Source organism: Streptococcus sp. SM5, from assembly GCF_027497975.1.
Genome location: NZ_JAJNSC010000002.1, coordinates 1 through 13,377 on the forward strand (window position 1 = coordinate 1; position 13,377 = coordinate 13,377).

Sequence of the window (13,377 nt, forward strand, 5' to 3'; positions counted from 1 at the left end):
CAACAACTGAAGCTCCAACAACTGAAGCTCCAACAACTGAGGCTCCAACAACTGAAGCTCCAACAACTGAAGCTCCAACAACTGAAGCTCCAACAACTGAAGCTCCAACAACTGAAGCTCCAACAACGACAGAAACTACTACAACGACAGAATATCATAACCCACATGGTAGAGGTGACGGTAGCACTACAACAACAACTACAACAACAACTACAACAACCACTACTACTGAAGAACCAGGTCGTCCTACTACAACACCAGAACCAGGTCGTTCAACTACGACTCCAGAACCAGGTCGTTCAACTACAACAGAAGAAGGACCAAGTCTTCCATTTACTGGTGAGGCTACAAGCCTAGTACTTGTATTGGCAGGTGTGGTAATCTTGTCAGGTACTGTAGTTATGAAACGTAAATTTACTAAATAATAATTTTTAGAAAAACTACACAATCTTAAAGAGAGCCGAAAGGCTCTCTTTTCAATTTAATGAGTTTATTAATCCTCCTATCCAATAAATTACTTTTTATAAAATAGTAATAAAAGCAAGTTTGAAATTAATAGTGAAAATTAATGGAATAAAGCATTTTAGTCTTGACAAATATCTCTTATCCATGTAAAATAGAATAGATCTTGAACTTGAAGGGAGTGAAAAAAATGTCTAAAACAGTGGTACGTAAGAATGAATCTCTTGACGATGCACTTCGTCGTTTCAAACGTGCGGTTACTAAAGCTGGTACTCTTCAAGAAACACGCAAACGTGAATTCTATGAAAAACCTTCTGTAAAACGTAAACGTAAATCAGAAGCAGCTCGTAAACGTAAAAAATTCTAATTGAAGTGAAAGGCTAGATTTATCTAGCCTTTTTTCAATTTTAAATAAATGGTGGAAAATCAGTTAAAATTAGAAACATCTGACTACAATCTGATATAATAGTAGGGAGAACTCGATTTAAGGAGGATATTATGTCGGTTTTAGTAAGAGAAGTAATTGAAAAGCTCAGACTAGACATTGTCTACGGTGAAGGTGAAGTGCTTGAAAAAGAAATCATCACTGCGGACATTACGAGACCTGGTCTTGAAATGACAGGCTATTTTGATTACTATACTCCAGAACGAATTCAACTTTTGGGGATGAAGGAGTGGTCCTATCTGGTCACAATGCCCTCCAAAAACCGTTATCAAGTTTTGAAGAAGATGTTTTTATCAGAAACACCTGCTGTCGTCGTTGCTCGTGGTTTGGTAGTCCCTGAAGAAATGTTAAAGGCTGCTAGAGAATGTGGAGTGGCAATTTTGACGAGTCGTACTTCAACCAGTCGTCTGTCAGGACAACTATCTAGTTATCTGGATTCTAGATTGGCTGAGAGAACTAGTGTACATGGAGTCTTAATGGATATCTATGGTATGGGAGTACTCATCCAAGGAGATAGTGGTATCGGTAAAAGTGAAACAGGTCTTGAATTGGTTAAGAGAGGCCATCGACTAGTTGCTGATGACCGTGTTGATATCTATGCTAAGGATGAAATGACACTATGGGGTGAGCCGGCTGAAGTCTTAAAACATTTGTTGGAAATCCGAGGAGTTGGTATTATCGATGTTATGAGCCTTTATGGTGCTAGTGCAGTTAAAGATTCTTCACAAGTTCAACTTGCAGTTTACCTTGAAAATTATGGTATAGATAAGGAATTTGACAGATTGGGAAATAATCCTGAAGAACTAGAGATTTCTGGTGTAACTGTACCACGTATTCGCATTCCTGTTAAAACAGGACGTAATATTTCGGTAGTAATAGAAGCGGCTGCAATGAATTATCGTGCTAAGGAAATGGGCTTTGATGCAACTCGTCTTTTTGAAGAACGTTTAACAAATCTAATTGCTCAAAATGAGGTGCGAAATGATTAATCCAATAGCTTTTCAAATTGGCCCCTTTGCTGTTCGCTGGTATGCTATCTGCATTGTATCTGGATTAATGCTAGCAGTTCTTCTTGCAATGAGAGAAGCACCTAAAAAGAAAATTTTATCTGATGATATTATTGACTTTATACTAATAGCCTTTCCTCTGTCCATTATTGGTGCAAGACTCTACTATGTCATCTTTAAGTTTGACTATTATAGTCAACATATTGGAGAAATATTTGCTATATGGAATGGTGGTCTTGCTATTTATGGTGGTTTAATTACAGGTGCTATTGTTCTATACATCTTTGCGGATCGCAAGCTGATTAATACCTGGGACTTCCTAGATATTGCAGCACCAAGTGTCTTGATTGCCCAGAGTCTTGGACGTTGGGGGAATTTCTTTAACCAAGAAGCTTATGGCGCAGTTGTAGAAAGCCTTGATTACTTACCTGGATTTATTAAAAATCAAATGTATATTGATGGCTCATATCGACAACCAACCTTCCTGTACGAATCTATTTGGAACCTTATTGGTTTTATTTTAATTGTTATTTTTAGACGCCGATTAATTGGTATTCGTCGTGGTCATATCACAGCTTTTTATCTGATTTGGTATGGTTTTGGTCGTATGATTATTGAAGGTATGCGCACAGATAGTCTCATGTTCTTAGGAATTCGAGTATCTCAGTGGTTGTCCGTTCTATTAATTGGACTTGGTATTTATATTATCGTTTATCAAAATCGGAAAAAAGCACCATTTTATAATGTAAAAAAGGAGAATTAAAATGTTAGAAGTTGCTTATATTATTGTGGCGATTGCCTTGATTGTATTTATAGTTTATTTGATTATTACTCTTCAAAAAGTTGGACGTGTAATTGATGAAACAGAAAATACTGTTAAAACGCTAACTTCAGATGTAAATGTTACTTTACATCACACAAACGAACTTCTTGCCAAGGTCAATGTTCTTGCTGATGATATCAATATCAAAGTTGCAACCATTGATCCACTCTTTACAGCAGTTGCAGACCTTTCTGTTTCTGTTTCTGATTTAAATGAGCAGGCTCGTGTCTTGAGTAAAAAAGCATCATCTGCAGGTTCAAAAACATTAAAGACTAGCGCTGGCCTATCAGCTATTCGTGTCGCAAGTAAGTTTTTCAAAAAATAATAAAGGAGTAAGCTCATGGGAAAATTATCATCAATCCTTTTAGGAACCGTGTCTGGTGTTGCAGTTGCCTTGTTCTTAACAAGTGACAAAGGTAAACAAGTTAAAAGCCAAGCGCAAGACTTTATTGACGATTTAAGAGAAGATCCAGAATATGCTAAGGAACAAGCTCTTGAAAAATTGACAGAAGTTAAAGAACAAACTAGAGATTTTGTTCTAAAGACAAAAGAACAAGTAGAATCAGGCGAAATTACCTTTGATTCAGTTCTTGAAAAATCTAAATCTTTAGCTCAACAAGCTACTGAAGTTTCAAAAGAGACCTTGAATAGTCTCAGGGAACAATTGGAAGAAAAAGTAGTTGTTGAAGACCCAGAAGACGGTCAAGAAATCATCATCGAAATCAAAGAAGATTAAAATTGAAATCACCATTTTTGATTCCCTTAGAGTCGGAGATGGTGATTTTTTTCTTGAGTGAAGTCTTTGTGGTATAATAAATACTATGCAGAAGAAACCAACATCAGCTTACGTGCACATTCCATTTTGCACACAAATCTGTTATTATTGTGACTTTTCTAAGGTCTTTATTAAAAATCAACCGGTAGATAGTTATCTAGAGCATTTATTGGGAGAGTATCGTTCCTATGATATTCATAAGTTGCGAACTCTTTATATTGGAGGAGGAACTCCTACAGCCTTGTCTGCGCCACAGTTAGAGGTGCTTCTGGATGGATTGACTAAAAACTTAGATTTGTCAGTCTTAGAAGAATTAACCATTGAGGCTAATCCAGGTGATTTGGATGAGGATAAGATTGCAGTTTTAAAGAATTCAGCTGTCAACCGTGTCTCACTGGGTGTGCAAACATTCGATGATAAAATGCTGAAAAAAATTGGTCGAAGTCACTTGGAGAAGGATATCTATGAAAACATTGATCGTCTAAAGTTAGCAGGGTTTGATAATATTTCCATTGACCTGATTTATGCTCTTCCCGGTCAAACCATGGAACAAGTCAAGGATAATGTTGCCAAGGCCATCACTTTGGACATTCCCCACATGAGTCTTTATAGCTTGATTTTGGAAAACCATACGGTCTTTATGAATCGTATGCGTCGTGGGAAATTACCGCTTCCTAAAGAAGAAGTAGAAGCTGAAATGTTTGAATATATCATTGCTGAATTAGAGCGTGCTGGTTTTGAGCATTACGAAATTTCAAATTTTTCAAAACCAGGTTTTGAAAGTCGTCACAATCTTATGTATTGGGATAATGCTGAGTATTATGGTATAGGTGCTGGTGCTTCTGGTTACGTCAATGGTGTTCGCTATAAAAACCATGGGCCTATCCGCCATTATTTGAAGGCAGTAGAAGAAGGCAATGCTCGCATCCATGAAGAACATCTGAGTCAAAGGGAACAAATGGAAGAAGAGATGTTTCTTGGACTTCGCAAGAAGACAGGAGTTTCCATGAAACGATTTGAAGAGAAATTTGGCACATCTTTTGACAATTTATATGACCAAGTTGTAAGAGATTTATGTCATCAAGGTCTTTTACAAGTAGAAGGTCAACAAATACGAATGACAAAAAAAGGTCTCTTTTTAGGAGATACAGTAGCAGAAAGATTTATATTGGAGTAATATTATGGGCTTAACTTATCAAATGAAAACTAAAATCCCTTTTGATATGGCTGACATAAACGGTCATATCAAGCTACCAGATGTTATCTTGTTATCCTTACAAGTATCAGGAATGCAATCAATTAATCTAGGAGTGAGTGACAAGGATGTTTTAGAACAGTATAATCTAGTTTGGATTATCACTGATTATGATATCGATGTGATTAGACTTCCTCGTTTTGCTGAGGAAATTACCATCGAAACAGAGGCCTTGAGCTACAATCGTCTATTTTGCTACCGCCGATTTACTATTTATGATGAAGATGGTCAAGAAATCATTCGCATGGTAGCTACATTTGTCCTTATGGATCGTGATAGTCGGAAGGTTCATCCTGTAGAACCTGAAATAGTCGCACCTTATCAATCTGAGTTTTCTAAGAAACTGATCCGTGGACCAAAATACGCTGAGTTGGAAGAAGCGATTAGCAAGGACTATCATGTCCGTTTTTACGACTTAGATATGAATGGCCATGTCAATAATAGCAAATACCTAGACTGGATTTTTGAGGTCATGGGAGCAGAGTTCCTAACCAATCATATCCCTAAAAAAATCAATCTAAAGTATGTCAAGGAAGTTCGACCAGGTGGTATGATTACTTCTAGTTACGAATTGAATCAACTAGAAAGCAATCACCAAGTCACAAGTGAAGGCGACATCAATGCTCAGGCAAAGATAACTTGGCAAAAAATTAACAAAGATTAGAAAGAAATGTATGACTTATAAAGGTTATTTAATCGATTTAGATGGAACAATTTACAAGGGTAAAGACAGCATCCCTGAAGGAGAAGCTTTTGTTCATGACTTGCAAAAGCGTGGGATTCCCTATCTTTTTGTAACTAACAATACAACTCGCACACCTGAAAGTGTTCAGGAAATGTTGACCAAGCAGTTTAATATTGATACTCCTGTCTCAACCATTTATACTGCAACACTTGCAACAATTGATTATATGAATGACCTTGGACTTGAAAAGAGTGTTTATGTAATTGGTGAAGAGGGTTTAAAAGAAGCTATTCAAGCAGCAGGCTATCTCGAAGACAAAGAAAATCCTGCCTATGTGGTTGTAGGTTTGGACTGGCAAGTAGACTACGAAAAGCTAGCTACTGCAACACTTGCCATTCAAAAAGGTGCACACTTTATTGGGACAAATCCTGATTTAAACATACCAACTGAGCGAGGACTATTACCAGGCGCTGGTTCAATCATTACTTTGTTAGAAGCCGCGACTCGAGTTAAGCCTGTTTATATTGGTAAACCAAATGCTATTATTATGGAAAAAGCAGTTGAGCATTTAGGACTTGCACGTGAAGATTTACTCATGGTAGGGGATAATTATCTGACAGATATTCGAGCTGGTATTGATAATGGAATTCCAACTTTGTTAGTAACTACTGGTTTTACAAAACCTGAAGAAGTGCCTAATCTTCCTATTGCACCAACTCATGTTCTATCAAGCTTATCAGAGTGGAATTTCGATGAAAACTAAACTAACTTCTGGAGCAAGTCTGCTATTTCTATTGTCACTTGCTATCTTATTAACTATTTATCTTGCTTGGATTTTATACCCTTTTGAGATTTCTTGGTTAAATCTAACAAGTCGAGTTCATTTGAAATCAGATATCATTCAGTATAATTTCCATATCTTGATGAATTATTTAACCAATCCTTTCAATCAAGTATTGAAAATGCCAGATTTCCATTCGTCTGAATCAGGTTTACATCATTTTGCGGTTGTAAAAGGTCTCTTTCATGTAGCACAAGGGGTTGCTCTTGTTACATTACCTTTCTTCTGCATTTTCTGGAACCAGGTTGTCAGAAAAGGATTTCTGTCTCTTTATCGAAAACCCTTAGTATTTATGGTTGGATTTCCTATAGGACTTGGTTTATTCGGTATCTTCATAGGTTTTGAACGCTTTTTTACCCTATTTCATCAGTTTCTTTTTGTCGGAGATGATACCTGGCTATTTGATCCAGCTAAGGATCCAGTGATTTTAATCTTACCAGAGAACTTTTTCTTGCATTGTTTTATCCTCTTTTTTGTTATTTATGAAATCTTATTTGGATATTTTTACTTTAAGAGTAGAAGAAGTGAAAGAGTTTAATATAATAGTTTATTATAAATTAAAAATTGATTTCAAAATCTATATGAAAAAATCAACTATTTACTATTAATAGCTTGGATTTTTTAACAAAGGCTATTTTAAAATAAAAATAGCCTTTTTTATGGAAATAACTAGTCAAGCGCTTAAATTTGTTGTATAATAAAATCAGAAAAGTATGCAAAGAAGAGAAAAGCATGATTACACTATTTTTATCACCGAGTTGTACATCATGCCGTAAGGCAAAGGCTTGGCTTCATAATCATAAGGTGCCTTTCCAAGAGCACAATATTATGACTAGTCCTTTAACAAGAAAAGAGTTACAACATATTCTTTCCTTGACCGAAAACGGTACTGATGACATTATTTCAACTCGTTCAAAGATTTTTCAAAAATTGAATATTGATGTGGATAGTATCTCAGTATCGGAATTGCTTCGTTTAATCGAGCAGTACCCGAGTCTTTTGCGTCGTCCAATTATCATAGATGACAAACGGATGCAAATCGGTTTTAATGAGGACGAAATCCGAGCTTTTCTTTCAAGAAGTTATCGAAAACAAGAACTGAAGGAAGCTACCTTGAGAGCTGGTATAAATTAGATGAATAAACAATATAGTTACCCACTAGATTTTTCGTGGAGCACTGAAGAACTTGCTTCAGTGCTTTCTTTTTTTAATGATGTTGAAGTTGCTTATGAAGGAAAGATAGAAGCAAAAAAATTATTAGATTCTTATAAAGAATTCAAGACAATAGTTCCAAGTAAGAGTGAAGAAAAACGTTTGGGACGGGAATTTGAAACAGCCAGTGGCTATTCTTTCTATCGAGCAGTTCAGATGGCTAAAGAAAAAGGGGAAGGGATGATTTCACTTGGAAAATAAATTTGCCTTTGCTAAAGAAATTGTTAGAGAGGCTGCGAGCTATATCCGAACACATATGAAAGACGACCTTCATATAGAGAGAAAATCTTCTCCGACCGATTTGGTGACCAAGTTGGATAAGGAAGTACAGACTCTCCTGATTGATAAGATTCGTTTGCGCTATCCAAATGATTTGTTCTGTGCAGAAGAAGGAGACTTAAAAACTCCTGTTGATCAAGGTTCTGTTTGGGTCATTGATCCTATTGATGGAACCAATAATTTTGTTGCTCAAGCTGAAGATTTCGCTATCATGGTAGCTTATTTCGAAAATGGTCAAGGACAATTTGGCATTATTTATGATGTGATGAAAGATGTTTGTTATTATGGTGGAGGTGTCTTTCCTGCTTATTGTAATCATGAACTCTTGCCTCCTTTTAAAGCTAAACCTTTAAGTGATTTTCTTGTGGCCATTAATGCAGGAATGTTAGAAAAAAATACTTGGGGTGTTGCTGATTTAGGGAATGCTTCACTCGGAGTACGAGTTTATGGAAGTGCAGCTATCAGTTTCTCGAAAATCTTATCTGGTCAGCTCTTGACCTATATTACCTATCTTCAACCTTGGGATTATGCAGCTGCAAGTATCTTGGGGGAAAATCTCGGATATCAAGTTATAACTCTCTCTGGAGAAAAACCTGATTTTCAGACATGTCAACCAGTCATGATGGCTCCAATAGAAATGTTACCAGAAATTCAATCCTATATTTACGAAAGGAAATCATAAATGAACTTTCCAGAAGGATTTGTAAAAAAATATGAAGAAATACTTGGAGATGAGGCAAGAGCTTTTCTTGCCTCTTTTGATGATGAAGCCATTTCTGCCTTTCGCGTCAATCCTCTAAAAGAAAGTCAGATAAGATACTCAGATGAAATTCCAAATACACTGTGGGGCTATTATGGAAAGGTTTCTGGAAAATCACCTGAGCATGTGACAGGCTTGATTTATTCTCAAGAACCAGCTGCTCAAATGGTGGCTCAGGTAGCCCAGCCAAGTCCTGGAATGAAGGTTTTAGACCTAGCAGCAGCGCCGGGCGGTAAATCAACTCAACTGGCTGCTTATCTAGCTGGTGAGGGTATTTTAGTTTCTAACGAAATTTCAAACAAACGAGCGAAAGTCTTAGTTGAAAATATGGAACGGTTTGGTGCGACTAATGTCGTTGTGACCAATGAATCTGCAGACCGTTTAGCCAAGGTTTTTAAAGGCTATTTTGACTTGATTGTTCTAGATGCACCTTGCTCAGGTGAGGGGATGTTTCGTAAACAACCTGATGCTATGGATTATTGGACTGAGGATTATCCAAGTCAATGCGCTAATCTACAACGTGAGATTTTAGAAGATGCTGTTACCATGTTGGCTGATGGCGGTCGACTTGTCTATTCCACTTGTACTTGGGCTCCAGAAGAAAATGAAGAAATCATTAACTGGCTCTTAGATACCTACGATTTTGAATTGATTCCAATCCAACATATCAATGGTATGTCACAAGGAATCAACCAACCTCAAACAGCTCGTATGTATCCTCATCTCTTTAAGGGTGAAGGCCAGTTTGTTGCTCATCTTCAGTTTAGGGGACAAAATCAAGCAGGGAAGTTCAAGCCTTCTAAGACGAATCTCAGCCGTGAACAGTTGAGCTTGTGGCAAGATTTTGAAAAAGACCACCTTAAAAATCATCTGGTAGGTATTTTACAGACATTTGGAGACCAGCTTTATCTCCTGCCAAGCGATCTACCAGATTTGAGCAAGATTAAAATCGCTCGAAATGGTCTTCATCTTGGAACTTTTAAGAAGAAACGTTTTGAGCCAAGTTTTGCTCTTGGTTTAACAATGAGGCCCAGCCAAGTCAAACAAAGTATTGAGATTAGTCAAGAAGACTTTCTAAAATACGTAGCTGGTGAAACCATTCAGCTAGATCAGAACTATTCCAATGGCTGGTATCAAGTTTTGGTTGGAGGAAATGGTTTGGGATTTGCCAAAGTCACTGGGAATACCCTAAAAAACTATTTCCCTAAGGGCTTACGATTCAGGTAAAAAACTAGTCAAAACCAGTATTCTATGTTATAGTGGAAGTATGGATGATTTTGTAAAATACATGAAAATATTCAAATCTTCCAAGCTATTCACCATTATTTTCAAGGAGACAAATAGTGAAAAAAAGAAAAAAGCTTGTCATTTCTCTTGCAACTCTTTTACTTGCTGGTTCGCTAGCGGGATGCGCTAGTTGGATTGATCGAGGAGAGTCTATGACGGCTGTTGGTTCAACAGCTCTCCAACCCTTAGTAGAAGCAGCAGCAGATGAGTTTGCATCTACCAACATCGGTAAAACAGTTAACGTTCAAGGTGGTGGTTCTGGTACAGGGCTTTCCCAAGTTCAATCGGGAGCAGTAGATGTCGGTAACTCGGATGTATTTGCCGAGGAAAAAGATGGAATCGATGCTTCTGCCTTAGTTGACCACAAGGTAGCCGTTGCTGGAATTGCTGTTATTATTAATAAAGAGGTGAATGTCGATAATCTTACGACAGAACAACTTCGTAAAATTTTTACAGGTGAAATTACTAACTGGAAAGAAGTTGGTGGTAAGGATTTAGCTATCTCTATTATCAACAGAGCAGCTAGTTCAGGTTCACGTGCGACTTTTGACAGTGTGATTATGGATGGAAAATCAGCAATACAAAGTCAGGAACAGGATTCTAACGGTATGGTTAAATCAATTGTTTCTCAAACACCGGGTGCTATCTCATACCTAGCTTTCGCCTATGTTGATGATTCGGTTGGGACTATCAAGCTCAATGGGTATGAACCAACCTCTGAAAATGTAACTACTAATAATTGGCCTTTGTGGTCTTATGAACACATGTATACACTTGGTGAGCCAAATGAATTGGTTGCTGAATTCTTAAACTTTGTTCTTTCAGACGAAGTTCAGAACGGAATCGTTAAAGGAATGGGCTATATTTCTATCAAAGAAATGAAGGTTGAAAAAGATGCTGCAGGTACCGTAACAGCGATAGAAGGGAGTCAATAATGAAACAAGAAGAATTATCTAAAAAATTGCTCTCTCCGTCAAAGAACTCTCGTCTTGAGAAATTGGGGAAAAGTCTGACTTTTGCCTGCCTATCTTTGATTGTTATCATTGTGGCTATGATTTTAATCTTTGTAGCCCAAAAAGGTTTGTCGACCTTCTTTGTCAACGGAGTCAACATTTTTGATTTCCTATTTGGACAGACTTGGAATCCTTCTGGTAAACAATTCGGTGCTCTTCCAATGATTTTAGGTTCCTTTATTGTTACCATTCTGTCAGCTCTTATTGCAACACCATTTGCCATTGGTGCAGCTGTCTTTATGACAGAAGTGTCTCCAAAAGGAGCTAAGATTTTACAACCTGCTATCGAACTTCTGGTTGGGATTCCGTCAGTAGTATATGGATTTATTGGTTTGCAAGTTGTGGTACCTTTTGTACGTAGTGTCTTTGGTGGGACAGGTTTTGGTATTTTATCGGGGATTTTTGTCCTCTTCGTTATGATTCTACCAACCGTGACTTTCATGACTACAGATAGTCTACGTGCTGTACCCCGTCACTATCGTGAAGCTAGTTTAGCTATGGGTGCAACTCGTTGGCAAACCATTTGGCGTGTGACCTTGAAAGCAGCACGTTCAGGTATTTTTACGGCAGTAGTCTTTGGAATGGCGCGTGCCTTTGGTGAGGCCCTGGCTATTCAGATGGTTGTCGGAAACTCAGCAGTTATCCCAACTTCTTTGACGACACCAGCAGCTACTCTGACATCTGTTTTGACCATGGGAATCGGAAATACAGTTATGGGAACTGTTGATAATAATGTTCTTTGGTCACTGGCCTTAGTATTGCTCTTGATGAGTTTGGCCTTTAACAGTGTGATTAAATTGATTACAAAAGAAAGAGGAAAGAAAAACTATGCACGCTAAGAAATTAGATAAACTTGCTACAGCTGTCCTCTATACCATCGCAGGAATCATCGTAACTATTTTGGCTTCCTTGATTCTTTATATCTTGGTTCGAGGCTTGCCGCATGTTTCTTGGTCATTCTTGACAGGAAAATCATCTTCCTATCAAGCAGGTGGTGGTATCGGGATACAGCTTTATAATTCCTTTTTCCTTTTAGTCATTACCTTATTCATCTCTGTACCTCTATCAATGGGGGCTGGAATTTACTTGGCTGAGTATGCAAAAAAAGGTCGTGTTACCAATTTCGTTCGTACCTGTATTGAGATCTTGTCTTCACTGCCATCAGTCGTAGTCGGTCTCTTTGGTTACCTTATCTTTGTAGTTCAATTTGAGTATGGATTTTCTATTATTTCTGGTGCCTTGGCTTTGACTGTCTTTAACCTTCCGCAGATGACTCGAAATGTTGAGGACAGTTTAAAACACGTTCACCATACACAACGTGAAGCTGGTTTGGCGCTTGGACTTTCTCGTTGGGAAACAGTTCTTCATGTTGTCATTCCTGAAGCTCTTCCCGGTATTGTAACGGGGATCGTGCTTGCATCAGGTCGTATCTTTGGTGAAGCTGCAGCCCTAATCTACACAGCAGGACAATCTGCTCCAGCTCTTGACTGGTCAAACTGGAATGTTCTCAGCGTAACCAGTCCAATCTCAATCTTCCGTCAAGCAGAAACCTTGGCTGTCCATATCTGGAAAGTCAACAGTGAAGGAACCATTCCTGATGGAACTTTGGTTTCAGCAGGTTCTGCAGCGGTGCTCCTAATCTTTATCTTGATCTTTAACTTTGGAGCACGTAAACTCGGAAGCTATCTACATAAGAAATTAACCGCAGCCTAAAGGAGAAGCCATGTCAAAATATAATTGGGATGAAAGGCATATCATTACTTTTCAAGAAGAAAAAGTGGCCCTCTCTACGAAGGATTTACATGTTTACTACGGTAAGAATGAATCCATCAAGGGCGTGGATATGCAATTCGAAAAAAATAAAATTACAGCTTTAATTGGTCCATCAGGATCAGGTAAATCAACCTACCTACGCAGTCTCAACCGTATGAATGATACCATTGATATTGCTAAGGTTACAGGTCAAATTCTCTATCAAGGAATTGACGTTAACCGTCCTGAGATCAATGTTTATGAAATGCGTAAACATATTGGAATGGTTTTTCAACGTCCAAATCCATTTGCTAAATCAATCTACCGTAACATCACCTTTGCACACGAACGTGCAGGTGTTAAGGATAAGAAAGTCCTTGATGAAATTGTAGAAACCTCTCTTCGTCAGGCCGCCCTTTGGGATCAGGTCAAAGACGACCTCCATAAGTCAGCCTTGATGCTTTCAGGTGGTCAGCAGCAACGTCTCTGCATTGCTCGTGCTATTTCTGTAAAACCAGATATTCTCTTGATGGACGAGCCGGCGTCAGCCTTGGATCCGATTGCGACAGCTCAGCTTGAGGAAACTATGCTTGAGTTGAAGAAGGATTTTACCATTATTATCGTGACCCACAGTATGCAACAGGCTGCGCGTGCAAGTGACTATACTGGATTTTTCTACTTGGGTGATTTAATCGAGTATGATAAAACTGCTAATATTTTCCAAAATGCTAAGCTACAGTCAACCAATGACTATGTAACTGGACACTTTGGTTAGAAAGGA

At 38.0% G+C, this 13,377-nt stretch carries 17 protein-coding genes and 1 pseudogene; all 18 read left to right on the forward strand.

The window, feature by feature from the left end; all coding sequences use genetic code 11:
* Nucleotides 1–425, forward strand: a 425-nt coding sequence (locus PAN07_RS01250; RefSeq protein WP_269796733.1) for an LPXTG cell wall anchor domain-containing protein, incomplete at its 5' end; no start/stop codon positions are given.
* 227 nt (nucleotides 426–652) lie between these two features.
* Nucleotides 653–829, forward strand: a complete 177-nt coding sequence (gene rpsU / locus PAN07_RS01255) for a 30S ribosomal protein S21 (RefSeq protein ID WP_000048054.1) — start codon at nucleotides 653–655, stop codon at nucleotides 827–829.
* A 131-nt stretch (nucleotides 830–960) separates the two neighbouring features.
* Nucleotides 961–1,896, forward strand: coding sequence for an HPr(Ser) kinase/phosphatase (hprK, locus tag PAN07_RS01260; protein ID WP_269796734.1), 936 nt, complete (start codon nucleotides 961–963; stop codon nucleotides 1,894–1,896).
* Nucleotides 1,889–2,677, forward strand: coding sequence for a prolipoprotein diacylglyceryl transferase (gene lgt, locus PAN07_RS01265; protein WP_269796735.1), 789 nt, complete (start codon nucleotides 1,889–1,891; stop codon nucleotides 2,675–2,677). Before hprK ends, lgt begins: the two co-directional genes overlap by 8 nt.
* Before the next feature lies 1 nt (nucleotide 2,678).
* Nucleotides 2,679–3,105: pseudogene (locus PAN07_RS01270) on the forward strand (DUF948 domain-containing protein).
* The gene (locus PAN07_RS01275; protein ID WP_269796736.1) at nucleotides 3,078–3,473 is read left to right on the forward strand and encodes a YtxH domain-containing protein; all 396 of its coding nucleotides are present in this window, start codon (nucleotides 3,078–3,080) and stop codon (nucleotides 3,471–3,473) included. The pseudogene PAN07_RS01270 and the gene PAN07_RS01275 overlap by 28 nt, the downstream one beginning before the upstream one ends.
* A gap of 85 nt (nucleotides 3,474–3,558) precedes the next feature.
* Complete coding sequence (hemW, locus tag PAN07_RS01280) at nucleotides 3,559–4,689, forward strand: radical SAM family heme chaperone HemW (RefSeq protein ID WP_269796737.1); 1,131 nt, start codon at nucleotides 3,559–3,561, stop codon at nucleotides 4,687–4,689.
* Between the two features lie 4 nt (nucleotides 4,690–4,693).
* Entirely contained in the window at nucleotides 4,694–5,431 is a 738-nt protein-coding gene (locus tag PAN07_RS01285) for an acyl-[acyl-carrier-protein] thioesterase (protein ID WP_269796738.1), read from the forward strand.
* A gap of 10 nt (nucleotides 5,432–5,441) precedes the next feature.
* The gene (locus PAN07_RS01290; RefSeq protein ID WP_269796739.1) at nucleotides 5,442–6,215 is read left to right on the forward strand and encodes a TIGR01457 family HAD-type hydrolase; all 774 of its coding nucleotides are present in this window, start codon (nucleotides 5,442–5,444) and stop codon (nucleotides 6,213–6,215) included.
* Nucleotides 6,205–6,831 carry a TIGR01906 family membrane protein gene (locus PAN07_RS01295; RefSeq protein ID WP_269796740.1) on the forward strand — a complete coding sequence of 209 codons (627 nt, stop codon included), beginning with the start codon at nucleotides 6,205–6,207 and terminating at the stop codon, nucleotides 6,829–6,831. The genes PAN07_RS01290 and PAN07_RS01295 overlap by 11 nt, the downstream gene beginning before the upstream one ends.
* A gap of 194 nt (nucleotides 6,832–7,025) precedes the next feature.
* Nucleotides 7,026–7,427 (forward strand): Spx/MgsR family RNA polymerase-binding regulatory protein, encoded by a 402-nt coding sequence (locus PAN07_RS01300; RefSeq protein WP_075567073.1) that lies wholly within the window; start codon nucleotides 7,026–7,028, stop codon nucleotides 7,425–7,427.
* Nucleotides 7,428–7,706 (forward strand): UPF0223 family protein, encoded by a 279-nt coding sequence (locus PAN07_RS01305; protein WP_269796741.1) that lies wholly within the window; start codon nucleotides 7,428–7,430, stop codon nucleotides 7,704–7,706.
* Nucleotides 7,696–8,466 carry an inositol monophosphatase family protein gene (locus PAN07_RS01310; protein ID WP_269796742.1) on the forward strand — a complete coding sequence of 257 codons (771 nt, stop codon included), beginning with the start codon at nucleotides 7,696–7,698 and terminating at the stop codon, nucleotides 8,464–8,466. Before PAN07_RS01305 ends, PAN07_RS01310 begins: the two co-directional genes overlap by 11 nt.
* Complete coding sequence (locus PAN07_RS01315; RefSeq protein ID WP_269796743.1) at nucleotides 8,467–9,771, forward strand: RsmF rRNA methyltransferase first C-terminal domain-containing protein; 1,305 nt, start codon at nucleotides 8,467–8,469, stop codon at nucleotides 9,769–9,771.
* A gap of 116 nt (nucleotides 9,772–9,887) precedes the next feature.
* Nucleotides 9,888–10,766: a phosphate ABC transporter substrate-binding protein PstS gene (locus tag PAN07_RS01320; protein WP_269796744.1), complete on the forward strand. Its 879-nt coding sequence runs from the start codon at nucleotides 9,888–9,890 to the stop codon at nucleotides 10,764–10,766.
* On the forward strand, nucleotides 10,766–11,683 hold the full coding sequence (gene pstC, locus PAN07_RS01325; protein WP_269796745.1) for a phosphate ABC transporter permease subunit PstC: 918 nt from the start codon (nucleotides 10,766–10,768) through the stop codon (nucleotides 11,681–11,683). The genes PAN07_RS01320 and pstC overlap by 1 nt, the downstream gene beginning before the upstream one ends.
* Nucleotides 11,673–12,557, forward strand: a complete 885-nt coding sequence (gene pstA / locus PAN07_RS01330; protein ID WP_000543058.1) for a phosphate ABC transporter permease PstA — start codon at nucleotides 11,673–11,675, stop codon at nucleotides 12,555–12,557. Before pstC ends, pstA begins: the two co-directional genes overlap by 11 nt.
* 10 nt (nucleotides 12,558–12,567) lie before the next feature.
* Nucleotides 12,568–13,371: a phosphate ABC transporter ATP-binding protein PstB gene (gene pstB / locus PAN07_RS01335; RefSeq protein ID WP_269796746.1), complete on the forward strand. Its 804-nt coding sequence runs from the start codon at nucleotides 12,568–12,570 to the stop codon at nucleotides 13,369–13,371.
* The last annotated feature ends 6 nt before the right edge of the window (nucleotides 13,372–13,377 follow it).